Annotated in this window: 24 protein-coding genes; 6 read left to right on the top strand and 18 right to left on the bottom strand. The window is 60.8% G+C overall.

What is annotated here, in order from left to right; all coding sequences use genetic code 11:
- Positions 1-111 precede the first annotated feature (111 nt).
- The 5 genes from ABM428_RS09175 to ABM428_RS09155 all read right to left on the bottom strand — a co-directional run bounded on the left by ABM428_RS09175 (position 112) and on the right by ABM428_RS09155 (position 5727).
- Positions 112-240: a hypothetical protein gene (locus ABM428_RS09175; protein ID WP_005853439.1), complete on the bottom strand. Its 129-nt coding sequence runs from the start codon at positions 238-240 to the stop codon at positions 112-114.
- Between the two features lie 98 nt (positions 241-338).
- Positions 339-2429 (bottom strand): ATP-dependent DNA helicase RecG, encoded by a 2091-nt coding sequence (recG, locus tag ABM428_RS09170; RefSeq protein ID WP_353627873.1) that lies wholly within the window; start codon positions 2427-2429, stop codon positions 339-341.
- Positions 2426-4546: an NAD-dependent DNA ligase LigA gene (gene ligA, locus ABM428_RS09165; protein WP_132996633.1), complete on the bottom strand. Its 2121-nt coding sequence runs from the start codon at positions 4544-4546 to the stop codon at positions 2426-2428. The genes recG and ligA overlap by 4 nt, the downstream gene beginning before the upstream one ends.
- 85 nt (positions 4547-4631) lie before the next feature.
- A complete protein-coding gene (ctrA, locus tag ABM428_RS09160; RefSeq protein ID WP_005853432.1) occupies positions 4632-5351 on the bottom strand; it encodes a response regulator transcription factor CtrA in 720 nt (239 codons plus the stop codon).
- 97 nt (positions 5352-5448) lie between these two features.
- Positions 5449-5727 (bottom strand): DUF1153 domain-containing protein, encoded by a 279-nt coding sequence (locus tag ABM428_RS09155; protein WP_037944233.1) that lies wholly within the window; start codon positions 5725-5727, stop codon positions 5449-5451.
- Positions 5728-5894: 167 nt separating this feature from the next.
- On the opposite strand from ABM428_RS09155, the gene mnmA reads away from it, so the two are divergent.
- Positions 5895-7037, top strand: a complete 1143-nt coding sequence (gene mnmA / locus ABM428_RS09150) for a tRNA 2-thiouridine(34) synthase MnmA (RefSeq protein WP_005853429.1) — start codon at positions 5895-5897, stop codon at positions 7035-7037.
- Positions 7038-7185: 148 nt separating this feature from the next.
- Here mnmA and lpxB read toward each other — a convergent pair whose 3' ends face one another.
- The 13 genes from lpxB to pyrH form a co-directional block, all read right to left on the bottom strand.
- Positions 7186-8337: a lipid-A-disaccharide synthase gene (lpxB, locus tag ABM428_RS09145; protein ID WP_240790774.1), complete on the bottom strand. Its 1152-nt coding sequence runs from the start codon at positions 8335-8337 to the stop codon at positions 7186-7188.
- Complete coding sequence (locus tag ABM428_RS09140) at positions 8334-9125, bottom strand: LpxI family protein (RefSeq protein WP_132996635.1); 792 nt, start codon at positions 9123-9125, stop codon at positions 8334-8336. The genes lpxB and ABM428_RS09140 overlap by 4 nt, the downstream gene beginning before the upstream one ends.
- A complete protein-coding gene (lpxA, locus tag ABM428_RS09135) occupies positions 9125-9907 on the bottom strand; it encodes an acyl-ACP--UDP-N-acetylglucosamine O-acyltransferase (RefSeq protein WP_005853423.1) in 783 nt (260 codons plus the stop codon). The genes ABM428_RS09140 and lpxA overlap by 1 nt, the downstream gene beginning before the upstream one ends.
- On the bottom strand, positions 9907-10365 hold the full coding sequence (fabZ, locus tag ABM428_RS09130; RefSeq protein WP_005853421.1) for a 3-hydroxyacyl-ACP dehydratase FabZ: 459 nt from the start codon (positions 10363-10365) through the stop codon (positions 9907-9909). The genes lpxA and fabZ overlap by 1 nt, the downstream gene beginning before the upstream one ends.
- A 69-nt stretch (positions 10366-10434) precedes the next feature.
- Positions 10435-10986: an OmpH family outer membrane protein gene (locus ABM428_RS09125; protein ID WP_037944231.1), complete on the bottom strand. Its 552-nt coding sequence runs from the start codon at positions 10984-10986 to the stop codon at positions 10435-10437.
- 7 nt (positions 10987-10993) lie between these two features.
- Positions 10994-13264: an outer membrane protein assembly factor BamA gene (bamA, locus tag ABM428_RS09120; RefSeq protein WP_353627872.1), complete on the bottom strand. Its 2271-nt coding sequence runs from the start codon at positions 13262-13264 to the stop codon at positions 10994-10996.
- A gap of 250 nt (positions 13265-13514) precedes the next feature.
- A complete protein-coding gene (locus ABM428_RS09115) occupies positions 13515-13637 on the bottom strand; it encodes a hypothetical protein (RefSeq protein ID WP_005853414.1) in 123 nt (40 codons plus the stop codon).
- Between the two features lie 120 nt (positions 13638-13757).
- On the bottom strand, positions 13758-15110 hold the full coding sequence (gene rseP / locus ABM428_RS09110) for an RIP metalloprotease RseP (protein ID WP_132996638.1): 1353 nt from the start codon (positions 15108-15110) through the stop codon (positions 13758-13760).
- Between the two features lie 4 nt (positions 15111-15114).
- On the bottom strand, positions 15115-16287 hold the full coding sequence (dxr, locus tag ABM428_RS09105; RefSeq protein WP_132996639.1) for a 1-deoxy-D-xylulose-5-phosphate reductoisomerase: 1173 nt from the start codon (positions 16285-16287) through the stop codon (positions 15115-15117).
- A gap of 10 nt (positions 16288-16297) precedes the next feature.
- A complete protein-coding gene (locus tag ABM428_RS09100) occupies positions 16298-17092 on the bottom strand; it encodes a phosphatidate cytidylyltransferase (protein WP_064216563.1) in 795 nt (264 codons plus the stop codon).
- A gap of 23 nt (positions 17093-17115) precedes the next feature.
- A complete protein-coding gene (uppS, locus tag ABM428_RS09095) occupies positions 17116-17859 on the bottom strand; it encodes a polyprenyl diphosphate synthase (RefSeq protein WP_005853406.1) in 744 nt (247 codons plus the stop codon).
- Positions 17860-17922: 63 nt separating this feature from the next.
- Entirely contained in the window at positions 17923-18486 is a 564-nt protein-coding gene (gene frr, locus ABM428_RS09090) for a ribosome recycling factor (RefSeq protein WP_005853404.1), read from the bottom strand.
- A gap of 99 nt (positions 18487-18585) precedes the next feature.
- Positions 18586-19314, bottom strand: a complete 729-nt coding sequence (pyrH, locus tag ABM428_RS09085; protein ID WP_074634962.1) for a UMP kinase — start codon at positions 19312-19314, stop codon at positions 18586-18588.
- A gap of 99 nt (positions 19315-19413) precedes the next feature.
- On the opposite strand from pyrH, the gene miaA reads away from it, so the two are divergent.
- The 5 genes from miaA to ABM428_RS09060 all read left to right on the top strand — a co-directional run bounded on the left by miaA (position 19414) and on the right by ABM428_RS09060 (position 26166).
- Positions 19414-20304, top strand: coding sequence for a tRNA (adenosine(37)-N6)-dimethylallyltransferase MiaA (miaA, locus tag ABM428_RS09080; RefSeq protein WP_132996640.1), 891 nt, complete (start codon positions 19414-19416; stop codon positions 20302-20304).
- A 103-nt stretch (positions 20305-20407) separates the two neighbouring features.
- Positions 20408-21196 carry an AraC family transcriptional regulator gene (locus ABM428_RS09075; protein ID WP_037944226.1) on the top strand — a complete coding sequence of 263 codons (789 nt, stop codon included), beginning with the start codon at positions 20408-20410 and terminating at the stop codon, positions 21194-21196.
- A 261-nt stretch (positions 21197-21457) separates the two neighbouring features.
- Positions 21458-22543, top strand: a complete 1086-nt coding sequence (locus ABM428_RS09070) for an ABC transporter permease (RefSeq protein WP_132996641.1) — start codon at positions 21458-21460, stop codon at positions 22541-22543.
- Between the two features lie 13 nt (positions 22544-22556).
- On the top strand, positions 22557-23981 hold the full coding sequence (locus tag ABM428_RS09065) for an ABC transporter permease (protein ID WP_353627871.1): 1425 nt from the start codon (positions 22557-22559) through the stop codon (positions 23979-23981).
- 97 nt (positions 23982-24078) lie between these two features.
- Positions 24079-26166, top strand: coding sequence for an ABC transporter ATP-binding protein (locus ABM428_RS09060; protein WP_353627870.1), 2088 nt, complete (start codon positions 24079-24081; stop codon positions 26164-26166).
- Positions 26167-26200: the final 34 nt, after the last annotated feature.

The raw sequence follows: 26200 nt of genomic DNA, 5'->3' as shown, positions 1-26200 counted from the left end.
GAGGGGACAACTCGGGCACAGGGACGAAGGTATTGCGGACTTCGCCAACGCATAGAGTTTGGGACAGATGCGCGGGCTAGATCAAAACAACACGGATTACGCAGGCAGAAGTCAAACGAAGGCGGGAAGGTGCAGACCGACCACGAGGATGACAACCAAGGCAGCCGCCCCTGCGGCATCTTGCAACAACGTGTCTTTCGACCGTTTGGCAATGGCTTTGACTGTAAGGATCGTGGTCATGTGCGTTCTCCCGTTTCCGTTGCCTATTTGTTCTCATTTTCAAACCCCTGTGTAAAGAACTTTATGAGAACAAAAGAGAACAAAATGGGATTAAATTGCTAACCCACTGATATCAAACGGATCGCCTCGTCCTGGCGCATCAGCCATAACAGCAGCCGGGCGGCTTTGCCGCGCGGGGTGGTCAGATCAGGGTCCACAGCCAGCAAGGCGCGCGCATCCGATTGGGCGACCTGCATCAAAGCCGCCTGTTTTTCCAGATCCGCGACCCGAAACCGCGGTACGCCGGATTGCGCCGTGCCGATCAGATCACCGGTTCCGCGCATCTTGAGGTCCGTCTCGGCGATCACAAACCCATCCTCGCTTTCGCGCAAAACCTCCAGCCGTTGGCGGCCGCTTTCGCTGAGCGGGGCTTGATACATCAGCAAGCAGGTAGAGGCCGCCTGCCCCCGTCCCACGCGCCCGCGCAGCTGGTGCAGCTGTGCCAGCCCGAAACTTTCGGCGCGCTCGATCACGATGATGCTGGCGTTCGGCACGTCGACGCCCACCTCGATCACCGTGGTGGCGACCAGCAGCTTGGTCTGCCCTTGCTGAAAGGCACGCATGGCCGCGTCTTTATCGGCGGGCGGCATCTGCCCATGGACCAGCCCGACCACGCCTTCGCCCAATGCCGCACGCAGGTGTTTGAACCGCGCTTCTGCGGCGATCAGATCGCTGACCTCGCTTTCTTCGACCAGCGGGCACACCCAATAGCATTGCCGCCCTTCGCTGATGGCGGCGCGCAAGCGGGTCACGACCTCCTCCATCCGGTCGGTGGCAATCAGGGCGGTGCGGATGGGTTTGCGCCCGGGCGGTTTTTCATCCAGCACAGACACGTCCATATCGCCATATTGCGCGAGGGCCAGCGACCGCGGGATCGGCGTCGCGGTCATGACCAAAACATCGACGGCCTGCCCTTTTTTGCCAAGCTCAAGCCGCTGGCGCACCCCAAAACGGTGCTGTTCATCCACCACCGCAAGGCGCAGATCGCCAAAGGCGACACCGGCCTGAAACACCGCATGGGTGCCCACAAGGATCTGGATCGCGCCGCTTTCCAGCGCGCTCAGCTTGGCGCGCCGTTCGGGCCCTTTATCGCGTCCGGTCAAGAGCTCAAGCACCACACCCGCCTGTTCGGCCAAGGGGCGTAAGCCTTCAAGATGTTGACGCGCGAGGATTTCTGTCGGGGCCATCAGCACGCCCTGCCCGCCTGCCTCGACCGCCCGCAACAATGCCATGAAGGCGACCAGCGTTTTGCCCGCGCCCACATCCCCCTGCAGTAAGCGGTTCATGCGCGCCCCGCTGGCCATGTCTTTTGCAATCTCGGCGATGGCGCGGGTCTGTGCACCGGTGGGCGCGTAGGGCAATGCGCCAAGCACGCGCTGCTGCAACTGGCCATCCCCAACCGTCTTGCGCCCCGCCTTCCGCCGGTCCTTGGCGCGCGCAAGGGCAAGCGTCAGTTGATGGGCGAGCAATTCATCATAGGCCAGCCGCGCCCGCGCTGGCGCCGCGGCAGAAAGGTCAGCCATGTCGTTCGGGGCGTGCGCCTGTTGAAGCGCATCGGAAAAATCTGGCCAGTTCTCTTGGTTTTTCTGATTGGGGTCAATCCATTCGCCGACCTCTGGCACCCGCGACAATGCGGCCCGCGTGGCCTTATACATCAGCTTTTGCGTGATCCCGCTGGTCAGCGGATAGACCGGTTCAAACGTCGGAATATCGCCCGCCTCGGCCTCGGGCACGACGAAATCCGGGTGCACCATCTGGGGGATGCCGTCAAAAAGCTCTACCCGCCCCGACACCACGCGCCGTGACCCTTCGGGCATCTGTCGTTTCCAATAATCCCCGCGCGCGTGAAAGAAGACCAGCTGAAAGGCGGTGGCGCTGTCTTCGACATGAATACGGTAGGCCCCGCCCTTGTTTGCAGGTGCCCGATGCGCGCCAACGGTGACCGCCACGGTAACAGTGGCGGGCAGGATTGCATCCTTGACACTGGGCTGCAGCCGTCGGTCGATGCCGGAATACGGCAGCGTAAACAACAGGTCCCGCGGGGCCATCACCCCAAGCTGGGCAAAGTTCTGCGCGGTTTTCGGCCCGACCCCTTCCAGCGTTTCGAGCTTGGCAAAGAGGGGGAAAAGCGCCTCGGGCCGGCCGGTCATGCGCCGTCGATCAGCGCAAGCCAGCCGTCCTCGTCCAATGTCTGAATGCCCAGATCCGCCGCTTTCTTGGCCTTGGAGCCAGCCCCCGGCCCCGCGACCAGAATATCGGTTTTCGCACTGACCGAGCCAGAGACCTTGGCCCCCAAACGTTCGGCGCGCGCCTTTGCCTCGGCACGGGTCATTTTTTCAAGCGTACCGGTGAAGACCACGGTTTTTCCCGCCACGGGGGACCCTTCGGTATCGGGGCGCGCCACATCCTGCACCGACAGTTCCGCCACCAGCCGGTCGATCGAGGCACGCTCGGCCTCTTGCGCAAAGGTGCTTATCAAGCTTTGCGCCATGACCTGACCGACGCCGTCCACACCGATCAGATCGTCCCAGGCGGGGCCATCCCCGGATTTTGCATGCCCCATCGCAGCCTCGAACGCGGTCCAGCTGCCGTAATGCTGCGCGATCAGGTTCGACGCCGCTTCGCCCACATGGCGGATGCCAAGCGCAAAAATCAGCCGCGACAGGGGAATTTTGCGTTTATCCTCAATGGCCTGAAACAGTTTATCGGCAGATTTCTCGCCCCAGCCCTCGCGGTTCTTGAGCTGCTGCATGCCGCTGCCATAGCGGGTCTTGAGCGTGAAGATATCCGCCGGTTCCGCAATCCAGCCATCGCCATAGAATTGTTCGACCTGTTTCGCGCCCAGACCGTCAATATCAAAGGCCGCGCGTGATACGAAATGTTTCAGCTTTTCAACCGCTTGGGCGGGGCAGATCAAACCACCCGTACAGCGACGCACCGCATCGCCTTCCTCGCGGATGGCATCGCTGCCACATTCCGGGCAGGTCGTTGGATAGACATAGGCTCTAGCGTCCTCGGGTCGTTTGCCAAGGTCCACATCCGCGATCTTGGGGATCACGTCCCCCGCACGGTAGACCTGCACCCAGTCGCCGACGCGGATATCCTTGCCCTCGCGGATACGGGCCCCCTTACTGTCGAGCCCTTTGATATAATCCTCGTTATGGAGCGTCGCATTCGAGACAACGACGCCCCCCACGGTCACCGGATGCAACCGCGCCACCGGCGACAGCGCGCCAGTGCGGCCGACCTGAATGGTGATATCCTCCAGCCGGGTCCAGGCCAGTTCCGCAGGGAATTTATGCGCAATTGCCCAACGGGGGGTGGTTGAGCGAAAGCCAAGCCGGTCTTGCAACGCCAGATCGTTCACCTTGTAGACGACGCCGTCGATATCATAGCCAAGCGTCGCGCGTTGCTCTTCGATCTTGCGGTAATGCGCGATCATCTCTTGCGGGCCATCGCAGAGCGTCGTCAGCGGGTTGGTGTCAAACCCGAATGCCTTAAGCCGCTCTATCGCTTGAAACTGCGTTTCGGCCAGCGGCGCGGACAAGGCCCCCCAGGCATAGGCGAAAAACGCCAGCGGCCGTGCGCGGGTAATCTCGGCATCCAACTGGCGCAAAGATCCGGCGGCGGCGTTGCGCGGATTGGCAAAGGTCTTGCCCCCGTTGGCCGTCTGTCGGGCATTCAGCGCATCAAAGTCGTCGTGGCGCATATAGACTTCGCCGCGCACCTCAAGCAGCGCCGGTGCGCCCTCGATCCGCGTCGGAATAGTATCAATCGTGCGCGCATTGGCGGTGACGTTTTCCCCGACGGCACCATCCCCACGGGTCGCGGCCTGCACCAGATCCCCGTTTTCATAGCGCAGCGACAGCGACAGCCCGTCAATCTTGGGCTCTGCGGTGAAGGCCAGCGGCGTCCCGCCCGGGAGTCCCAGATATTTGCGGATGCGCGCATCGAAATCGACAACATCCTCATCCTCGAAGGCATTGCCCAAGGACAGCATCGCCACGTCATGCCGGACCTTGCCGAACCCTTCCGCCGGGGCGGCACCGACCTTGTCGCTGGGGCTATCAGCGCGTTTGAGGCCGGGGAACCGTTCCTCAATCGCCTGATTGCGACGTTTCAGGCGATCATATTCCGCGTCTGACAGGTCGGGCGCGTCCTGCGTGTGATAGGCCGCATTCGCCCGCCCCAACAGGTCAGCCAAGCGCGCCAATTCGGCTTTGGCCTCCTCCTCGGAAAGCTCCTGAAGTGCGGTTTTCTCAGTCACGGTAAGCCCCAGCCTGCTGTTTCAACTGGGGTCTAGATACGCAGGGAACTCCCCCGCGTCTAGAATATTTCCCTTGCCTTTGTGGCTAGCCGCCGACGGCCAATCTTTCCTGTTCGGGGTAGCCCATGGTGGCCGGATCGCGCAGCACATATCCCCTGCCCCAGACCGTCTCGATGTAATTCTCGCCACCCGTGGCATTGCTAAGCTTTTTACGCAATTTGCAGATGAAAACATCGATAATCTTGAGCTCGGGTTCATCCATGCCGCCGTAAAGATGGTTCAGAAACATCTCTTTCGTCAGGGTCGACCCTTTGCGCAGGCTCAGGAGTTCGAACATCTGGTATTCCTTGCCGGTCAGATGCACGGGCTTATCCCCCACCGTCACCGACTTGGCGTCCAGATTGACCGACACGCGCCCGACGTTGATCACCGATTGCGAATGGCCCTTGGACCGCCGGATGATCGCATGGATCCGCGCCACCAGTTCTTCGCGGTGGAAAGGTTTGGTCAGATAGTCATCAGCACCAAAGCCGAACCCCTTGATCTTGTTTTCTGTGTCGTCAGAGCCGGAGAGGATAAGGATCGGCGTCTGGATCTTGCTCAGCCGTAATTGCCGCAAGACGTCATGCCCGTTCATATCCGGCAGATCCAGATCCAGCAGGATCAGATCGTAGTCATAGAGCTTTGCCAGATCGATGCCCTCTTCCCCCAGATCGGTGGTATAGGTGTTCAGGTTGGCATGGGTCAGCATCAGTTCGATGCTTTTGGAGGTGGTTGGGTCATCTTCGACCAACAGTATTCGCATGTGTCTCACTCCGCTCAAATGGATTTGGTATAAAAGGCACCGTGAACAAAATAGTTTAACCACTCGTTAATAGTGCTCAACTTGTTAGGCGAGCAACTTAAAGTTGTCTATACTTTTGTAGCGCTGTGGCCCGCAAAGCCGCTTCCCCATGTTCAGAGACAGCGCGCACCCATTCGACAAATTCCGCCCGCCCCACACCATAGCGTTCTTCCGCATCCGCCTCAGTGATCAGCCCGTATAACACGCCACGCACCACCGCAGCCTTGCGCGATGCGACCCACCGGCGGGTATTGCGATCCGGCAGATCCGCAAGGCTAAAGCTGGACCCGTCGGGCAAGGTCACCGCCCTGGGTCGTTCGACCTTTTTCAAATACACTCGTTTTCCCCTTTTCACCCCTTACACATAAGACGCGCGCCCCTGTTCACGGCCCGTTCTTGATCCGGTGCAGGCTAGGTCGCCGCATGTTAACGACCCGTGAAGTCGCCCCTTGAGAGTACCGCTAATTTTCCTATATTAAGCCTCAAACCTCCCGGAGTATTCTCATGCCGCTTGATCGCACCCCGCCGCTCAATTCGTTGGGCTTTGCCAAAGCACCTGCCGACACCCGCGTCGTTGTGGCGATGTCGGGCGGTGTCGACAGTTCCGTGGTCGCCGCCATGCTGGCCGAGGAAGGCTATGACGTCGTCGGCGTCACCCTGCAGCTGTACGACCACGGTGCGGCACTGGCGCGCAAAGGGGCTTGCTGTGCGGGCATCGATATCCATGATGCGCGGCGTGTCGCAGAATCCATGGGGTTCCCGCATTACGTTTTGGATTATGAAAACGTGTTCAAGGACGCCGTGATTGACGAATTCGCCGACAGCTATCTGGGCGGGGCCACGCCCGTTCCCTGCATCCGCTGCAACGAACGGGTGAAGTTCAAGGATCTGCTGGAAACAGCCAAGGATCTGGATGCCGATTGCATGGCGACCGGTCACTATATCCAGCGCAAGATGGGCCCCGACGGGGCCGAACTGCATTGCGCCGCCGATGCCAATCGTGATCAAAGCTACTTTCTGTTCTCGACCACGCCCGAACAGTTGGACTATCTACGTTTCCCCCTTGGCCACCTGCCGTCAAAAAACGACACGCGGGCGCTGGCGGCGAAATACGGGCTGAGCGTGGCGGACAAGCCCGACAGTCAGGATATCTGCTTTGTCCCGAATGGCGACTACGCCTCGGTGATCCGCAAACTGCGCCCCGAAGCCGCCAACCCCGGCAATATCGTCGACACCGACGGCAATGTGCTGGCGCAGCATGACGGGGTGATCAACTACACCATCGGGCAGCGCCGTGGCCTTGGCATTGGCGGCTTGGCCGACCCGCTCTATGTGGTGAAACTCGATGCGGATAACGCGCAGGTCGTCGTGGGGCCGAAATCGATGCTGGCCACCCGTACCGTGCCCGTGAAAGAGATTAACTGGCTTGGTGACACCCCGCTCATGTCGCAAAGCGAATGGCCCATTGCTGTGCGCGTACGCTCTACCCGCCCTCCGACAGACGCGATCCTGCGTCCGATCTCGGATACCGAAGCCACGGTAGAGCTGCTCACCCCCGAGGAAGGGATCTCGCCGGGTCAGGCTTGCGTCTTCTACGACCCCGAAAGCACCCGCATCTTCGGCGGCGGCTGGATCCACAAAGGCTAACCCCTTCCAAATGCTTTAAAATCCCGGGGAGTTTGAGGGGCAGCGCCCCTCATATGGCGCCGTGAGTTTGAGGGGCAGCGCCCCTCATTTAGCGTCGTGAGTTTGAGGGGCAACGCCCCTCATTTTACTCTAAAGCCAGTCTCTAGACCTACAGATTTGCTAATACCGCCCGCGCCGCACGCAGACCCGGGCTCTCGCCCCCCTTGCCAAGCCGCTCCATCGTCAGCGCCATCGCATCCTTTTGATCCTCGGGATGCGCAAAGACATGCGCCAAACCGCCAGCGATCTTATCGGCGGTGCAATCGGGGCCCAGAAACTCCGGCACGACGCGGGTGTCGGACACAAGGTTCACCAAAGTCACCGTATCAATCAGCGCCATCGCTTTGATCAGACGGAAGCTGAGCCAGTTCATCCGGTAGGCGATCACCATCGGCAGCGATGCGGCGGCCAGTTCCAGCGACACGGTGCCAGAGGCCGCAAGTGCCACGTCCGCGGCGGCAAACGCCGCCCGTTTCATCGCGGCACCTTCCTCCCTGCTGCCCGCACGCGGGTCCAGCACGATGGGGCGCACCGTCCAGCCTTGGGTCTGCGCAATCACCGCGTCTGCCACAGGACCGGCGGCGGGAATGACCACGCGCAGATCAGGATGTGTCCGGGCAAAACGGGCCACCGCATCGCCGAACACATCCGATAGACGCGCCACCTCTGACCGCCGAGATCCGGGCAGGACGAGCATCAGGGGGGCATCGCCGATCTCATGGGCTTGACGAAAGGCAGCGGCTTCGCGGTGTGTAGCGATTTTCTCGCCGACCACGGGATGGCCGACGAAATCGCAGGCCATGCCCTCGGCCTCCATCAGGGGCGGCTCGAAGGGGAAAAGTGCAAGCACGTGATCGATATACCGCGCCATCTTTTTCGCGCGCCCGGGACGCCAGGCCCAGACTGTGGGCGCGACATAATGCACCGTGCGAATATCCGACGCCGCTTTGACCCGCTTGGCCACGCGAAGCGAGAAATCGGGGCTGTCGATGGTGATCATCACATCGGGCTTGGCGTCGATCACGGCCTGCGCCGTCTCGTTGATCCGCGCCATCAGAGATTTGTATTTCGGCAGAATCTCGGCGATGCCCATGACAGAGAGTTCGGACATATCAAAACGGCTGGTCAGCCCTTCGGCGGCCATATCTGTCCCGCCGATCCCGTCAAAGGTGATGTCGGGGCGCAGGGATTTCAGCCCTGCCATCAGCGCGCCCCCCAATCGGTCACCCGAAGGTTCGCCCGCAATGATGAACACCTTCATGGCGCGGCCCTTGCCCATAGCACGAGGTCTAATTCATCCGCCAAGGCGACGCAGGCGTCTGGTTCCAGCAGGATCACAGACCCCGCCTCGATCACGACACCCGCCAGCCCTGCCGCATGGGCGCGGCGCAGGGTGTCGGGCCCGATGGTGGGCATATCGACAAGATGGCTTTGGCCCGGTTTCGGACCCTTAAACAGCACCGCGCTGGCCGAGCGCGCACGATCAGGCAGGGTCGACAGCAGGTGGTCCGTGCCGCCAATCGCCTCGATCCCCATGACCTGCCCCTGCCCGACGACGCAGCATTGCCCCACATCCATAGGCGCAAGGCAGCGCACCAGGGCAGCACCGCGCGCGGCGTCATCGCGCATCTGCGCATCCGGCTGACGCTGGCTGAGCACGCCTTCGCGCGCCATCAAGTCGGGCGCGAGGTCATGCGCGGCAACGACGGTCAGCCCCGCTGTCTGGAAAATATCGACCAAGGCGCGCAGGGCACCGTCGTCCCCCGCAGCAAGGGCTTTCTGGAACACCGGCACCAAGGGCAGCGTTGCCGCATCCAGTTTGGACGGATCGAAGGACGGCCGTGCCACGGCACCGCAGAAACACACCTGTGTCACGCCGCGCGCGGTCAGCTCGGCCAGCAAAGTGCCAAGCGTTTCAAGGCGGAACACCAGATCCGGCACCAGCCCGACGGGTGTCGTCCCCTCGTAGGCGCAGATCAAAGGCGCATCGGCCAGCGCGCCGGCCACTCGTTGAGGCAGTCCGCCGCCCCCTGCGATCAGCGCCAGCATCAACCCGGTGTCAGAAAGTGACGCCCCGTGTCGGCCAGCACGAAGTCGACGATCTCGCGGACGTAGTCGCTGCCGGTTTCCTCGCCCAAACGGCGGGCGCGGTCGTGGAAGGTTCCCTCGCCCTGCGCCAGCATCTGGAACGCCGCGCGAAGGGCCGTGATGTCGGCGCGGGTGACACCGCGACGCTTCAGCCCGACAAGGTTAAGCCCGTCCAAGACCCCACGGGGCGCTTGCACCAGACCGTAGGGGATCACGTCATTCGTTACCATCGTCACAGCGCCGATGATGGCACCGCGACCGATGCGCACGAATTGGTGGATACCGGCCAGCCCGCCGATCAGAACATCGTCTTCGATGATGCAGTGCCCCGCGACGGCGGCGTTGTTCACCACAATTACCCGATCGCCAAGGATCGCATCATGGGCGATGTGGCAGCCCGCCATAAACAGCCCGTCATCGCCAATTCTGGTCACGCCGCCACCGCCTTCGGTGCCGCCGTTCATGGTGACATGCTCGCGGATGCGGTTGCGTTTGCCAATTTCCAGACGGCTGGATTCCCCTTTGAACTTAAGGTCTTGGGGGATTTCACCGATCACCGCGAAGGAAAAGATCACCGTACCTTCGCCGACTTCGGTGTCGCCGGTGACGATCGCGTGGGACTTCACCTCAACGTTGTCATGCAGCACGACCCGAGGGCCGATAACGCAGAACGGGCCGACCTTGGCAGAGGCCGCGATCTGCGCCCCTTCCTCGATCACGGCGCTTGGGTGGATGTTGCCCATCAGGACAGGTCCATCATCGCAGTGAATTCAACCTCGGCCGCCATTTCGCCCTCGACCGAAGCGACGCCGCCGAATTTCCAGACTTTACCGCCGGGTTTGCCGCGCAGGGTGTTCAGCTCCATCCGGACGACGTCACCGGGAACGACCTTGCGGCGGAATTTGCATTTGTCGATGGCCATGAAATAGACTTTCATATCCTTATCCGCCATTTCCAGCGTGACACCAACCATCACCGCAGCGGTCTGCGCCATCGCCTCTACGATGGTGACGCCGGGCATAATCGGCATTCCGGGGAAATGCCCCTGAAAATGCGGTTCGTTCATCGTGACATTCTTGATCCCGACAGCGCTTTGCGTGCCCTGGATATCGACCACTTTATCGACCAGCAAAAAGGGATAGCGGTGCGGAATGATCCGCTGGATCATCTGGATATCGGCACTTGGCAGGGTGTCAGTCATTGCATGTCCTGTCTGTTAAAAGCTGTATGCTGGCTACCAATTCTGGCCGCCATGGGCAAGCGGGGGGGATCAGTTCTTGCCGCTGCCGACCGACGCGTCAAGCCGCTCGATGGCTTCGTCGGTGATGTCGATGGCGTTGGCGCTGACGAAGACCGACCGGCGTTCAAGGATCACGGCCGCCCCGGCTTCACGCATCATCTGTTCCAACACGGGGCCGGCAGCGGCCAGGAACACCTGGCGCTCTTTCTCGACCAATTCGTTCAACGCCCGCCCCTTTGCCGCTTGCGCCGCGCGGGTTTTCTGCACCTTTTCGTCAAAGGCATCCGCCAGCCCGCTAAAGGCGTCGGGGCTGAGCTTGCTGCGCTGATCGGTGAGCTTGCGCTCCTCGGCCTTCAAATCCGCTTCGATCAGGCGGTTTTCGGCAGATATTTCAGCGCTTTGGGTTTCCACGTCATCCGCCACCCGCAGACCGAAGGCGCTTTCGTTGAACACACGATCTGAATCGATGGTCAGGATCGGGCTTTGCACCACGCGCCGTTCAGACTGCTGTTGTGCAAAAACCGGCACCGCCGCAAGGGGCAGTACCGGCAGAAGGCAAATCAAGAGTGCCCGCAGTTTCATAACGGCCTCAGAAATCGGTCCGCAGGGTCACTTCGAACTTCTGTTCTTCGTCGTAGTCCTCTTTTTTCAAGGCTTTAGAGACGTTGAACTGCAAAGGACCAACAGGCGTATCCCAGAAGAGCGAGACACCGATCACGTGGCGGAACGAACCGGATTCACCAACGATAGACGAGCCCGTAGGGATCTCTACATCGTCGAGGTTCCAGACGTTGCCGACATCATAGAAGACGCCGCCGCTGATGCCGTATTCTTCGGGCAGGCCCAGCGGGAATTCCGCCTCAAGACTACCAACCACAAAGAGGTTACCCCCAAGGGAGTCGTCCGACCCGTTGCTTTGATCGCGCGGGCCGATCCCGCCGGTTTCAAAGCCGCGCATGATCGATGGGCCGATCAAGAAACGGTCGGAAACGCGGTTGTTGCCCTCGCTCCATGCCAATGCCCCACCTTGCAAGGTAGCACGCAGGGTGACTTCCTCGTTGAAGATACGCTTTTCGCCGATGGCTTTGGCGGTGGTTTTCACGAATTTAGTGTCACCCCCTAGGCCTGCGAAATCCTGCCCGAATTGCAGCAGCACACCCGATGTCGGGTCAAGGCCGGCGCGGCGGGTGTCGTAGCTGTAGTTATACCCGATCGAAGAGGTCACCTGACGGCCCGCGGCGATGTCATTAGCAACGACGAAACCGGTTGTGGTATCGTCCCGCTCTGACATCTCAAGGTCGTCATAGGTATAGTTGAGGCTCAACCGCCCGTTTTCGCTGACAGGGAACGACAGGGTCGGCTGGAAGACGATACGTTCGGTGTCGAAGGAGTTATAGGACGAGCTTGTTTCGGCATAATCGAGGTTCAGGCCGAACGCCACATCACGCCCCAAGAGGCTCGGCTCGATAAAGTTGAAGCCATAGCGCTGTGCATCTTCAGCCGTGCTGACCGTCAGCTTGAGCTTTTGGCCGCGTCCCAGGAAGTTATCCTCGGCAAAGCTGACCGCGACGCCGATCCCGTCACTGGACGAGAACGACCCACCGAAGTTGAGCGAGCCTGTCGGCTGTTCCACAACATTCACGTCAACGACGACCTGCTCGGGGGAAGACCCCTCGCGGGCGTTGACTTCGGCGCTTTCAAAATAACCAAGGGCGCGGATGCGCTCGGCGCTTTCACGGATCTCGCGCGGGTTGAACGGGTCACCCTCTACGCTGTCGAACTGCCGGCGCACAACGCGGTCAAGCGTGGTGGTGTTACCTTCGATGTCGATCCGTTCGACAAAGACACGTGGACCACGAGAGATGCGATATTCGACGTTCAGCGTCAGGTCGCGATCATTGCGCGTGACAACCGGTTCGACCCGCAGAAAATCAACGCCGTCACGGATGGCTTTGCGTTCCATCCGGGCGATATCCGTCTCGACCAGCGACGGCGAATAGACGGCACCGGATTTGGTCTTGATCACGCCACGATAATCTTCAGCGTTCACCCCGTTGATGGTCGAGGTCACGGTCAGCTCGCCAAACTTGAACTGTTGCCCCTCTTGCACGTTGAACTGCACGAAATAGCCGTCGCGTTCTTCGGTCAGCTGAGCGTTCGTCGCCGAAATACGCATGTCGACATAGCCGCGCGATAGGTAGAAATCGCGCAGCATCTGCTGGTCGGCCTCGATGCGTTCGGGCACAAAAGTGTCGCGTTTGATCAGACGGCGGAACAGGCCCGCTTGCTTGGTCCCCAGCACGCGGCGCAGACGACGGTCCGAATATTGGCGGTTGCCGACAAAGCTCAGACGTTCAATCTCGACGTTGTCGCCTTCGAAGACTTCAAACACCAGATCAACGCGGTTCTGGTCGCGGCGGATGACCTTGGGCTGGACGCGGGCGGCGATACGGCCGTCGTTGCTATAGGCCTGCGCGATGGCATTGGCGTCTTTTTCGGCTTGGGTCGGGTTAAAGACGCGGCGTTCGTCTGAATCAACGACCGAAGCCAGCGCTTCGTCGTCGATGCGCGCGTTGCCTTCAAAGCTGATGCGGTTGATCGTGGGGAATTCTACGACCGTGATCACCAATGTCCCGCCGCGCGGTTCAAGTGCTACGCTTTCAAACAGGCCGGACGCCTGAAGGTTCTGGTAAGCATCGTTCAATTCGCCCGCGCTGATCGCCCGACCGCGTGCGATTCCTGCGCGGCTTAGAATGGCGCTGTCGCCGATCCGTTCGTTACCGTCGATCTGAACTGTGTTGAATTGATAGCTTTGCGCGTCAGCATGTGGCGCTGGAACCAGCCAAGCCACTGATAACATTACGCAAAAAGAAGCGCTGCGCAAGGATTTCGCAAAAGGAGTGAAAACCGCTGTTTCGGTGGGCTTATTCCACCTGTCGTTGTGCATCATTTGCCCTACCCGCTGTCAAAAAACTCTTTCGTCCTGACTAGACAGGTTAGCGGCCTTTGTCAAAACGAAGAGACCGCCATACACCTATATAGTGTGTATGACGGCCAGTTGGATCACGATAGAGTGCGGGAGGGCACCGGGATGGGGAGAGAGAACGCCGTTATGCGCCGATCCACGCGCCGGCGGTCAGCGCGATGATCAGGAAGCCGAAGTACAAAGCGCGGTCCCAGTTCAGATCAACCAAAAGGCTTAAACCGCGATAACTTGTCTTGAACGTCTGCATACTCGTATCCTTTGTAACTTGGATCGAATATCGCAGGCGATTGCGGCGCTCGTTTGACCAATTAAGGCAGCAATAAGACTTTTGTAACTTTTTACCCCCCTTTAGGCGGCAAAATATCGCCTAAGGGCAGAATAAATCGTTACCCAAGGCAAAGACCATTAACCCCAGTACCAAGGTCAGACCAATGGTCATCAGAATGCGCAACGCGCCATCGCTGGGTGGTTTGCCGGTCACGGCTTCATAGGCGTAGAACACCAGATGCCCGCCATCCAACGCCGGAATCGGGAAGAGGTTCAGCAGACCGACCGCCGTCGACAGCACCGCGATAAAGTAGATGAAGCTTTGCGCGCCCTGCGACGCCATCGCGCCAGAGGTTTGCGCGATCCCCACAGGGCCGCTCAGGTTACAGGTGCTGATATTGCCCACGATCATATGCTTAAGACCCGACAGCGACCCGCTGATGATCCGGCCTGTGTTCTCTACCCCACCCCAGAGCGCTGTCAGAACGCCGGGGTTCGTGGTGGCGGTGTCAAAGGCGGTGCCGCCCACGATGCCAATGCGCATCTGCGACTTGAAGCTGCCGTCCGGCTGCGGTTCGTCCGTCACTTTGGGGCGCAGGGTGATGTCCAGCGTTTCCCCGTCGCGCCAGATATCAAGTTCAAGCGGCGTGCCTTCAGAGGCTTCAACAGCGGTCTTCAACTGGCGGAAGGCGAAAATCTCTGCCCCGTCAACCGAGGTGATCACATCGCCGCTTTTCAGACCGGCCTCATAGGCCGCCGATTGCGGCATCACCTGCTTGACCAGCGATGGCATGACATAAGGCCCATCCACGGTCACGATCTCCCCGCCACGGTTCACCTCATAGGGCAGCGGCTGGTCCAGCGGGATGCTGGCGAAAGCATCGGCATAGGCGGTGGCATCGGACACCGGCGGCAGGGTCACCCCGCCGATAGAGACGATCTCGTCCCCTTCGACCAGTTCATTCTGGTCAAACGGCAGCGGGTGCAATTCCCCGACGGTCATCGGGTCACGCGGAACGCCGACCGACAGCCCGATGGCCGCGAAAACCAGAATGGACAGGGCAAAGTTGAACACCGGCCCCGCAGCGACCGTGGCCGCACGCGCCCATAGCGGCGCACCATGCATGGTGGCACGCAACCGCTTCGGGTCCGCCTCGGCCGCTTCCATCGCGGCCACATCCTTGCCCGATGCCGCATCCGCATCGCCCGCGAATTTCACGTAGCCGCCAAAGGGCAGCGCCGCGATCTGCCACTTGGTGCCGCGTTTGTCGTAGCGGCTGTAGATCACCGGGCCAAACCCGAGAGAGAAAACATCGGCATGGATGCCGGACCAGCGTCCGACGATATAATGACCGTATTCATGGATCGCGACGATCACCGACAGGGCAATCACAAAAGCCAGAAGCGTCCAGATCAGCCCGCCAAACTGCGGGATCAATGCCATAATATCCAAAACTCTACCCTGCCCTCTTTGTTATTGCGGCCCATGCGGCCTGCCTTGCCAGATGGTCCACCTGTGCGACGTTATCAAGTGTGATGGCCGCATCGATCACCCCATTGTCAGGGAAAAGCGCTTCCATCGTGTCTTCGACGATCTCTGCCATCTGGGGAAAGCGCAGCTTGCCGCCGATAAACCCGTCCAGCGCGACCTCTTTTGCGGCGTTGAACACCGCACCGGCCATGCCACCACGCGCCATCACCTCGCGCGCGAGGCGCAGGGCGGGCCAACGGATGTCATCGGGGGCGCGGAAGTCAAAGCTGCCGATCTTCGCCAGATCCAGCCGCTCTACCGGCAAATGCGTTCGGTTGGGGTGATGCAGGGCAAAGCCGATGGCGTGGCGCATGTCGGGCGGGCCGATATGCGCCATCAAGGCACCGTCATTGAACCCCACCAGCGCATGGATCATCGACTGCGGATGCACCAACACTTCGATCTGGTCGGGGTTCACGCCAAAATATTCACGCGTTTCAATGACTTCCATCGCCTTATTGAACATTGACGCGCTGTCGATGGTGATGCGCTGGCCCATGTCCCAGTTCGGATGGCTCGACGCCTGCTCTAGCGTGGCATCGGCGAGCTTTTCCAGCGGCCAATCCCGAAACGCCCCGCCGCTGGCGGTGATGATGATCCGTTCCACCGCCGAGATATCCTCGCCGATCAGGGCCTGAAACACGGCGGAATGCTCGCTATCGACCGGCAGCATGGTGGCCCCATGTGCCATGGCCGTATCCAGCATCAGCTGACCGGCGCAGACCAGCGACTCTTTATTCGCAAGGGCTAGCGTCGCGCCTTGTTTCAACGCCTCCACCCCCGGTGCCAGACCCGCGGCCCCGATGATGGCGGACATGACCCAATCGGCGGGGCGTGCGGCGGCTTCGTTGATGGCTTGTGTTCCGGCGGCGGCCTCTACCCCCGTGCCTGATAGCGCGTCGCGCAGGTCGTCCAGCAGATGCTCATGGGCCGTGACGGCAAGCTGCGCGTTCAACCGCTGCGCATCCTCTGCCAGCTGCGCGATATTGCTGGCACCGGTCAACGCGACGACATCATAGGCGTCGGGCGCGCGCGCGATCAGATCAATGGTATTCTGCCCGATAGAGCCCGTGGCCCCGAAAATACTGACTTTCTTCATAGGGTGAAGATCAGCTTAGCGCGGGTGTGATGGTCAGGAAACGACCAATGATCAGCAGGAACAGCGCCGCCCCCAGCATACCGTCGAACCGATCCAGCAAGCCGCCATGACCGGGGATCAGGTTAGAGCTGTCCTTGACCCCCAAGCGACGCTTCATCCCGGATTCCGCCATATCCCCCATCTGCGACGCCATCGACATGGCGACAGAGACACCGACCAGCTGCAAGCCCACACCGGTGTTGATCGAGAACAGGAAACCGACAGCCGCCGCCCCGATCCAGCCCGCAGCCGTACCGGACCATGTTTTCTTGGGGCTGACCTTGGGCCAGAACTTCGGCCCCCCGATGGCACGTCCGGCGAAATAGCCAACGACATCGGTGATCACCACAACCAGCACCAGCCACATCAGCCAGCCAAAGCCGAAATCATCGCGGACCTGCGTCAGCCCGAAACCGGCCAGCATGATCATCACGGTGAAACACATGAAAATCGTACGGTGCTTTTCCAACTGGCCAAAGCCCACCAACGCGGGGGCCAGCAGCACCGGCAGGGCAAAGCCCACGGGCAGGTAGATCGCAGCGAGCGTCGCCGCGCCGACCAACAAGCCCATCTGCCTCCGTGCGCTGCGGTTTGACGGGTTCAACATCCCCACCAGTTCCCACGCCATGACGCCGCAAATGATCGCGACGAGAACGTGGAACACGGGCCCGCCCAGATAGATGCCGCCCAGACCGACCACAATCATCGCCAGCGCCGAACCGACGCGCGCCGTGAGGTCAGACCAGCGTTCCGAAGAAGGTGTCATAGTGCTTTCCTTTCGTCGTACGATCAGGAGGACACGGCACCAAAGCGCCGGTCGCGATTGCCAAAGGCCGCACAAAGATTGCCAAACTCGGCCTTGGTGAAGTCGGGCCAGAGCGTATCAATGAATTCATATTCGGCATAGGCTGATTGCCACAGCAGAAAGTTCGATATCCGCGCCTCGCCACTGGTGCGGATCACCAGATCGGGGTCCGGCAGAACATGGGTGTCCAGATAGCGCGGCAGGGTCTCTTCGTCGACGTCCTCAGGGCTGAGCAGACCCGCTGCAACGTCCTGCGCCAGCCGCTGTGTCGCGCGCGCGACCTCGTCGCGACCGCCGTAGTTCAGCGCAATCGTCAGATGGGTACGGGTATTTTCCGCCGTCTCTGCCTCTAGCACATTCATCAGCTTGACCAGTTTCGCATCCAGCCGGACACGGTCACCGATAAACCGGACGCGCACGCCCTTGGCTTTCAGCGCCTTGGTCTCTTTGGTGATATAGCGGCGGAACAGGCTCATGAGTCCTGCCACCTCGACCTGTGTACGCTTCCAGTTCTCGGTCGAGAAGGCAAAGATCGTCAGATACTCGACGCCGAAATCGGGACATGCCTCTACGATTTCACGCACGCGTTTGGCACCGGCATGATGCCCGAACAGACGCGGACGCCCCCGCTGGGTCGCCCAACGGCCGTTTCCGTCCATGATGATCGCAACATGGCGCGGTGCCCCTGGGACAAGCTGGAAGGTCTGGTCGGTCGCAGCAGGCATCATCTATCCTTATCGAACTGCAGGCCGATGCGCGGACCTTGGGGGCGCGCGCATCGAATAAGGTACTTAAACCTGCATGATCTCGGCTTGTTTGCTTTCAAGCTGCTCGTCGATCTGGGCGATGAACTTGTTGGTCATGTCCTGAACCTCACCCTCCCAGACTTTCTGATCGTCTTCCGACATGCCGTCGGCCTTGGCTTTCTTGATCTGGTCCATCCCGTCGCGACGCACGTTGCGGATCGATACACGGGCGCTTTCGGCATATTGCCCCGCGACCTTGGTCAGCTGGGTGCGGCGTTCCTCGTTCAGCTCGGGGATCGGCAGCATGATGATCGTGCCATTCAGCTGCGGGTTGATACCCAGACCGGATTCACGGATCGCCTTTTCGACCTTGCCGACCAGCGCCTTGTCCCAGACGTTGATGGTGACCATCCGCGGCTCGGGCACGTTGACGGTGCCCACCTGGTTGATCGGCGTGCTGCTGCCGTAGGCGTCGACCATCACAGGCTCCAGCATAGAAGCGGACGCGCGGCCTGTGCGCAAAGAGGCAAATTCGGTGCGCAACGATGCGATTGCGCCGTTCATGCGCCGCTCAAGATCGTCTGTGTCCAGCATAAAATCGTCTGACATGATGTCCCCGGTGGTTTTGTAACTATCTAGATTTGAACCGATATAACGCGATCAAGCCCCCCTTGTATAGGGAGCCCCGCATCTATCGTAGGTTGGGGCCTAGCCCTGAACCCGTGTGTATGTGCCCTCGCCCGCGAGAATCCCCTTGAAGCCGCCCGGCTCGTCCAGAGAGAAGACGATGATCGGCAGGTTGTTGTCGCGCGCCAAGGCGATGGCAGAGGCATCCATGACCCCCAAGCGCTTTTGCAGCACATCGTCATAGCTCACGTCATCATAGCGGACCGCATCGTCGAATTTGGCGGGGTCTTTGTCATAGACACCATCGACCTTGGTGCCCTTGAAGATCGCTTCGCAGGCCATTTCATTGGCGCGCAGCGTCGCGGCGGTATCGGTGGTGAAATAGGGGTTGCCGGTGCCCGCGGCAAAGATGCACACGCGCTTTTTCTCAAGGTGGCGCACGGCGCGGCGACGGATGTAGGGTTCGGCGACCTCGTTCATCGTGATCGCGGAAATCACCCGCGTGTGAATGCCCAGTTCCTCCAGCGCGGATTGCATCGCCAGCGCGTTCATCACGGTGGCCAGCATCCCCATATAATCGGCGGTGGTGCGTTCCATCCCCTGAGCCGATCCTTGCAGCCCGCGGAAGATATTACCGCCCCCGATGACCATGCAGATTTCGACGCCAAGATCGTGAACCGATTTGACCTCGTTCGCGATGCGTTGCACGGTTGGCGGGTTCAGCCCGAACCCCTGATCGCCCATCAATGCTTCGCCTGAAATCTTCAGCATGACCCGGTTGAATGTTACTTTTGACTGGCTCTCGGGCATGGGCGCACCTTTCAGGGTGTGGGAGGGGTTTTCATTGCGCCGTAAAATGTCGCAAATAGCGCAAACATTCAATGCTCCGTCAGAGGTTCACGCAAAGAAATGCCAGATGCCCCGCTGTCCCGCGTCTCTGACGTGGTTTCCTCTATCGACCCTACTGCGCCTGTCCTGATTGCGGGGCCCACGGCGTCGGGTAAATCGGCGCTGGCGCTGGCGATTGCGCAGGCTCAGGGCGGGGTGATTGTGAACGCGGATGCCAGTCAGGTCTACGGCTGCTGGCGCGTGATCTCGGCCCGCCCCTCGGCCGAGGAAGAGGCTTTGGCACCGCATCTGATGTATGGCCATGTCGCGGCACACGACCCCTATTCGGTCGGCCACTGGCTGCGCGAGGTGACCGAGGTGCTGCGCCAGCCCGCACGCCCGATCATTGTCGGTGGCACGGGGCTTTATTTCGCGGCGCTGACCAAGGGGCTGGTGGACATTCCCCCGACCCCCGATGCGGTGCGCGCCGTGGGCAACACCATGACCCGCGCGGCGATGATCGACGCGCTTGATGCAGAGACGGCGCGCCGCATCGATCTTTATAACCCCATGCGCGTCCAGCGTGCGTGGGAGGTGCAGCAAGCGACAGGGCGCGGGCTGGCCGCGTGGCAAGATGATACGCCGCCCCCCATCCTGCCGATGGAACGCTGTCAGCCTGTCGCCGTTGCCGCGTCAAAGGACTGGCTGAACGACAGGATCATCCGTCGCTTTGACCAGATGCTGGACCAAGGCGCGCTGGACGAAGTTGCCGCCGTGCGCCCCGATTACGACCCCACCCTGCCCGCGCACCGTGCCATCGGCGTACCCGAGCTGATGCGCTACCTTGACGGCGCGACACCGCTTGACGTGGCGCGACAGGATGCCATCATCGCGACACGGCAGTATGCCAAACGGCAGCGCACGTGGATGCGCAAGAACACCGCCGATTGGCTGCAATATGTGCCGGGGTAGCACGCGGCTGCCAAAACGGCGAAATTATCTTTTACTGCCTTTATCTTTCCGTATCTCTGTATAACGATAGTGTTTACTTGTCTTTTGCTGATAGGGTCATGCAATGACAGAGAACACGATCGAATTGCTGACACTGGCGCAACTGTCGCAAGGGCAGGACTGGCGCGTTCAGCTTTGTCATGACCGGCCTGTGCATATGCTGATCTGGATCACCCGCGGTCAGGGGTTGCTGCAGCTTGACGGCCAGCGGCGCGGCTTGGGGGCGCATAACGCGGTGTTTATCCCTGCCCGTGCGCTCTTTGCCCTTGATATGGGGCGGCAGGGCATCGGGCAAGCGGTGGTGATCCCTGACGGCACCGAGCTGCGCCTGCCCCAAATGCCGCGCCACCTGCGTATTCGGGATGTGCAGGCCCAGACCGAACTGACCGGACTGATCGAAGCCGCGCAGCGCGAACAACAGGCCAAGCGCCCGCTGTATCATGACGCGTTAGAGGGGCACGCGGCGCTGATGTCGGTCTGGCTGCGGCGCCAGATCATGCAGGACGAACATGTCCCCAACCGGCGCAACGCCGCCGCACGGCTCAGCGCGCGGTTCTGCCAGATGGTCTGTGAACACTACAGCAGCGGCGCGCCGATGGCGCAATACGCCGAAAGCCTGGAGGTCACGCCGACGCATCTGTCACGGGCCGTAAAATCCGCCACCGGCAAGACTGCAGCGGATATCCTGACCGAACGGGTGGTGCATGAGGCACGGCATCTGCTTGGCACGACAGAGCATTCCGCACAGGATATCGCGCGCCACCTTGGCTTTGGCTCTGCCGCCTATTTCACACGGTTCATGCAGCAACACACGGGCCTCACACCCTCGCGTCTGCGGGCAACTGCGGCCTGACGCGTCAGGGCCGGTGGCCGCAAGGACGCTCGGGTTAGCGCCCTTTTCCAAAGTACCGAGTTGACCTGCCACCGCGACCTGTGGCTGACTGGTACTCAAGAAAAACACATCCGCACCGCCCATGTCATGGTGGAAAGCGGACAATAAGGGAGCCGCGCAGCGCGCAACGTATCGGCAAAAGCCGGACCGCGCTGCGACAAATTCAAACGCAGCCGCGCGCCTTCGAGGTGTCGCCGTACCGCCGCGCAACAGGGTCATCACATGGGTATTTTCATATTGCGCCGTTTGGGCGTGATGGTGGTAACAGCGCTATGCCTGACCTTTATCGTGTTCTGGCTGACCAACCTCTATCCGAACCTCGAAAAGCTCGCCAAGACCCAAGGCAACTTCCGCATGTCGGACGAAGCGGTCGCAAGCTATCTGGGGGATCGCGGCTATCTTGACCCGCTGCCGGTCAAATTCGGCCAATGGCTGGGCGTCATGCCCGGATGGGTGACGCAAGAGGATGACGGCACCAGTTTCGGGCGGTGCTACACCAAAGACACGCCCGAGGGCGACCGCCGCCGCTTTTGCGGTATCTTTCAAGGGGATTGGGGATTTTCGACTGTTTTCCAAGAGGATGTCGGCCCCACCGTCCTGACGCGATTGGCGCTGACGGGCAAGTTGATGGGCTGCGTGATCCTGCTGATGGTGCCGATGGCGCTGATTGTGGGCGTGCTGGCGGGGATGCGCGAAGGGTCGCGGACGGACCGGACCCTGTCGACCTTTTCAATCCTGACAACCGCGACGCCTGAATATGTGTCTGGTGTCGTGTTCATCGCCCTGCTCGCCTCCTCGCGATTTGGGCTGTCGCCCCTGCTGGCCGACTGGGGCTGGATCGACAGCAAAACGCTGTTTCTGGGCTCCGCTGCCAGTGCGATGAAAGACGCGACCTTCTGGAATTTCTTTTTGCCGGTGCTGACCATCTCGCTTTACGGGATGGGCTATATCGCGCGCATGACCCGTGCCTCGATGACCGAGGTGATGACCGCGCAATACATCCGCACGGCGCGGCTGAAGGGGGTGAGCTTTGGCAACATCGTCCTGAAACACGCCCTGCGCAACGCATTGATCGCGCCGTTCACGGTGATCATGCTGCAAATTCCGTGGCTTCTGAACGGAGTCGTCATCGTCGAGACCCTCTTTAACTACAAGGGCTTCGGCTGGCTGCTGGTCCGCGCCGCGTCGAATAATGACATCGAGCTGTTGCTGGCCGTGTCGGTCGTGTCGGTGATCGTGGTGCTGACAACGCAGCTGATCTCGGACATCGGCTATGTCGTGCTGAACCCGCGCATCCGGATCACCTGAGGAGACAATGCAGATGGACCCCTTGACATGGACAGGTGCGCTGGACTGGGTGAACCCATTGCTGGGGGGCGCGGTGTTGGTCGTGCTGCTTGGCATCGCGATGCAGATGGTCTGGCCCCTGCTGCCGACTTCCCCTGCGGGAGCGCGCCGCATGGGGCAGATCACCACCGCGGGTATTGCGGCGGCGACGGCGTTGCTGATGGTCTATGTCGTCGGGGGCATTTTCATAGGCGCCGAGGCCGGCATCTTTGGCGGCATGGCGCAGCGTCTGCTGCCGGTCTGGATTGCGCTGATCGTGACCTTTGCCCTGTCGATCACTTTCAAACGCCGGCTGGGGCTTTATGGCAAACTGTTTGACAGCACCGTTGGCATGATTGGCTTTGGGCTGGTGATGTTCTGGGTCTATACGGGGCTGTTCGGCGGGGTGTTCGACATGATCGTGACCCATGACAGCCTCAGCCAGACCTCGGGCATGAAGAACAAGCTTCCCGGCACACCGCTGGCCCGTGCCGAGGACGGCGACTACCCGTGGTTCCTGCTGGGCGGCGATAACCTTGCCCGCGATGTGTTCAGCCGCCTGATCAAGGGGGCCTGGGTGGTGATCCAGATCGCGCCGATGGCGACGGTCTTTGCCTTTATGGTGGGGATCACGCTGGGGCTGCCTGCGGGCTACTATGGCGGTAAACTGGACGTATTCCTGAGCTTTCTAGCCAATCTGATCCTCGCCTTTCCGGTGATCTTGATCTTTTATCTTCTGGTCACCCCCGAAATCGTGCTGACCGGACTGCCGAATTACATGGCAATTGTGCTGTTCATCTTTCCGCTGGTGTTCCTTGGAGTGCTTCTCAACACGCGCCTGCGCACGCAGCCAAGCACCCGCACGCCGGTGCTGGTCGTGGTACTGGGGCTGGTGGGCTGGCTTTACCTCGCGATGATCTCGGACGATGGGGCGCTGGTGCGGACCCAGACCTACGAGATCCCGGGCCTGCCTGCGTTTGTGGATTTCCTCGACATCGGGCCGGGGTTGCTGGTGGTCTTTGTCGCGGTGGTTTTCGTCAACGCGCCCACAGTATTCCGGATCGTGCGCGGGCTCGCACTGGACATCAAGACACGCGACTATGTGGCGGCCGCGCAGACCCGCGGCGAAGGACCGTGGTACATCATGTTATGGGAGATCCTGCCCAATGCCCGCGGCCCCCTGATCGTCGATTTCTGCCTGCGCATCGGCTATACAACGATCCTGCTTGGCACGCTGGGGTTCTTTGGGCTGGGACTGGAATCCGAAAGCCCCGATTGGGGCACCACGATCAACGCAGGGCGGCGCCTGCTGGCGCTCTACCCCCATGCGGCAATCGCGCCGGCGCTGGCCTTGCTGAGCCTTGTGCTGGGGTTGAACCTGCTCGCGGATGGGCTGCGTGAAGAGAGTTTGCGGGATTGATTTGGGGGAACCGCCGCCGGGGGCCAGCCCCCGCACCCCCGGAGTTTACTTGGCAAAATGAAGTATATGGTTGCGGTTGAAGCTAAGGGAGTTGGACATGGGCGAGGCATATGACGGGCCAATTCTGGAGATCGACGGGCTGTCGATCTCTTTCTTCACACGGCTGCGCGAAATTCCAGCGGTGATGGATTTTTCGGTCTCGGTCAAACCGGGCGAGGCTGTGGGGCTGGTTGGTGAATCCGGTTGTGGTAAATCAACTGTCGCTTTGGGCGTGATGCAGGACCTTGGGGTGAACGGGCGTGTCGTGGGCGGGTCAATCAAATTCAAGGGGCGCGATCTGTCCCAGATGAGCGCCGCTGAGTTGCGTCAGATCAGGGGCAGCGAGATCGCGATGATCTATCAAGAGCCTATGGCCTCTTTGAACCCCGCCATGCGGATCGGGCAGCAGTTGATGGAAGTGCCGATGATCCACGGTGGCATGTCGAAACGCGAGGCCCATGCCCGCGCCTTGCAATTGGTGACCGACGTCAAGCTGCCGGACCCCGAACGTATCCTCAAGGCCTATCCGCATCAGCTGTCAGGCGGGCAACAGCAGCGTATCGTCATCGCTATGGCCCTGATGTCAGAGCCGTCCTTGCTGATCCTGGACGAGCCCACCACAGCATTGGATGTCACGGTCGAGGCGGCGATCATTGATCTGGTCAAAGATCTGGGGCGCAAATACGGCACCTCTATGCTGTTCATCAGCCACAACCTCGGGCTGGTGCTGGACACCTGCGATCGCATCTGTGTCATGTACTCCGGCGAGGCGGTCGAGCGCGGGTCGATTGCGGATGTGTTCGACGGCATGCGCCATCCCTATACACAGGCTCTGTTCCGGTCGATCCCGCTGCCCGGTGCCGACAAGACCGCGCGCCCGCTGGTCGCTATCCCCGGCAATTTCCCCCTGCCCCATGAACGCCCCGAGGGCTGCAACTTTGGCCCGCGCTGCTATTACTTTGTCGCAGGGCGCTGCGATCAGGGCGCCATTCCGATGCTGGATGTGCCCGAAAACACGCGACACGCGACCCGCTGTATCCGGCACGATGAAATCGACTGGGCCGCGCCGATGGCGCATGCGGCGACCAAGTCGAAGGGCGAGGTTGGCGACGTCGTTCTGAAAATGGACAAGCTCAAGAAATACTATCAGGCGGCGGCGCATTCCATGTTTGGCGGCACCGGTACCAAAGTGGTTAAAGCAAACGAAGAGCTGAGCTTTGAAGCGCGTGCGGGTGAAACCCTTGCCATCGTGGGGGAATCCGGTTGCGGCAAGTCCACTTTTGCCAAGGTTCTTATGGGGCTGGAGACGGCCACAGCCGGTCATCTGCTGCTGGATGGCCGTGATATCGGGACCATCGCGATCGAGGATCGGGGGACACAGACCGTCGCTGATATCCAGATGGTGTTCCAGAACCCTTTCGACACATTGAACCCGTCAATGACCTTGGGCCGCCAGATCATCCGCGCGCTTGAAGTGTTTGGCGTGGGCACATCCGCGCGTGACCGTAAGGCGCGTATGCTGGAGCTGCTGGATCTGGTCAAACTGCCGCGGGAATTCGCCAGCCGCATGCCGCGCCAACTGTCGGGCGGGCAGAAACAGCGCGTGGGGATTGCCCGTGCCTTTGCCGGAGACGCGCGGATCGTGGTGGCGGATGAACCCGTCTCGGCGCTTGATGTCTCGGTTCAGGCGGCGGTGACGGATCTTTTGATGGAGATCCAGCAGGCGCAACAGACCTGTGTGTTGTTCATCAGCCATGACCTGAGCATCGTGCGATACCTTAGCGACCGGGTGATGGTGATGTATCTGGGACATGTGGTCGAATTGGGCACCACGGATCAGGTGTTCTCTCCGCCCTACCACCCCTATACCGAAGCGCTGCTGTCTGCGGTGCCGATTGCCGACACGCGGGTGAAGAAAAAACATATCGTGCTGGAAGGCGATGTTCCCTCGGCGATGAATCCTCCGTCCGGGTGCCCCTTTCAGACGCGCTGCCGATGGAAATCTCAGGTGCCGGGAAATCTGTGCGAGACGCAGGTGCCAGAGTTGCGGGCGCTGGCGGCGGGGCATACGGTGAAATGTCATCTGGATGACGCGCAGCTTGCGGCGATGGAGCCGGTGATCGAGATGGACGTTACGGCGCGCTGAACCCTTCGCTACGCATCAAAAAACGGCCACCGCA

Origin of the sequence: Sulfitobacter sp. TCYB15 (assembly GCF_040435955.1) — a bacterium.
GTDB lineage: Bacteria > Pseudomonadota > Alphaproteobacteria > Rhodobacterales > Rhodobacteraceae > Sulfitobacter > Sulfitobacter pontiacus.
The sequence above is the reverse complement of the archived record's forward strand: the minus strand, read 5'-3'. Positions and strand labels throughout refer to the sequence as shown.

Bases quoted from the DNA above. Each gene is read 5' to 3' on its own strand.
- ABM428_RS09175 (WP_005853439.1), bottom strand. From the start codon at position 240: ATGACCACGATCCTTACAGTCAAAGCCATTGCCAAACGGTCGAAAGAC.
- recG (WP_353627873.1), bottom strand. From the start codon at position 2,429: ATGACCGGCCGGCCCGAGGCGCTTTTCCCCCTCTTTGCCAAGCTCGAA.
- ctrA (WP_005853432.1), bottom strand. From the start codon at position 5,351: ATGCGAATACTGTTGGTCGAAGATGACCCAACCACCTCCAAAAGCATC.
- mnmA (WP_005853429.1), top strand. From the start codon at position 5,895: ATGCCGCTTGATCGCACCCCGCCGCTCAATTCGTTGGGCTTTGCCAAA.
- lpxB (WP_240790774.1), bottom strand. From the start codon at position 8,337: ATGAAGGTGTTCATCATTGCGGGCGAACCTTCGGGTGACCGATTGGGG.
- ABM428_RS09140 (WP_132996635.1), bottom strand. From the start codon at position 9,125: ATGCTGGCGCTGATCGCAGGGGGCGGCGGACTGCCTCAACGAGTGGCC.
- lpxA (WP_005853423.1), bottom strand. From the start codon at position 9,907: ATGGGCAACATCCACCCAAGCGCCGTGATCGAGGAAGGGGCGCAGATC.
- fabZ (WP_005853421.1), bottom strand. From the start codon at position 10,365: ATGACTGACACCCTGCCAAGTGCCGATATCCAGATGATCCAGCGGATC.
- ABM428_RS09125 (WP_037944231.1), bottom strand. From the start codon at position 10,986: ATGAAACTGCGGGCACTCTTGATTTGCCTTCTGCCGGTACTGCCCCTT.
- bamA (WP_353627872.1), bottom strand. From the start codon at position 13,264: ATGTTATCAGTGGCTTGGCTGGTTCCAGCGCCACATGCTGACGCGCAA.
- ABM428_RS09115 (WP_005853414.1), bottom strand. From the start codon at position 13,637: ATGCAGACGTTCAAGACAAGTTATCGCGGTTTAAGCCTTTTGGTTGAT.
- dxr (WP_132996639.1), bottom strand. From the start codon at position 16,287: ATGAAGAAAGTCAGTATTTTCGGGGCCACGGGCTCTATCGGGCAGAAT.
- ABM428_RS09100 (WP_064216563.1), bottom strand. From the start codon at position 17,092: ATGACACCTTCTTCGGAACGCTGGTCTGACCTCACGGCGCGCGTCGGT.
- uppS (WP_005853406.1), bottom strand. From the start codon at position 17,859: ATGATGCCTGCTGCGACCGACCAGACCTTCCAGCTTGTCCCAGGGGCA.
- frr (WP_005853404.1), bottom strand. From the start codon at position 18,486: ATGTCAGACGATTTTATGCTGGACACAGACGATCTTGAGCGGCGCATG.
- pyrH (WP_074634962.1), bottom strand. From the start codon at position 19,314: ATGCCCGAGAGCCAGTCAAAAGTAACATTCAACCGGGTCATGCTGAAG.
- miaA (WP_132996640.1), top strand. From the start codon at position 19,414: ATGCCAGATGCCCCGCTGTCCCGCGTCTCTGACGTGGTTTCCTCTATC.
- ABM428_RS09075 (WP_037944226.1), top strand. From the start codon at position 20,408: ATGACAGAGAACACGATCGAATTGCTGACACTGGCGCAACTGTCGCAA.
- ABM428_RS09070 (WP_132996641.1), top strand. From the start codon at position 21,458: ATGGGTATTTTCATATTGCGCCGTTTGGGCGTGATGGTGGTAACAGCG.
- ABM428_RS09065 (WP_353627871.1), top strand. From the start codon at position 22,557: ATGGACCCCTTGACATGGACAGGTGCGCTGGACTGGGTGAACCCATTG.
- ABM428_RS09060 (WP_353627870.1), top strand. From the start codon at position 24,079: ATGGGCGAGGCATATGACGGGCCAATTCTGGAGATCGACGGGCTGTCG.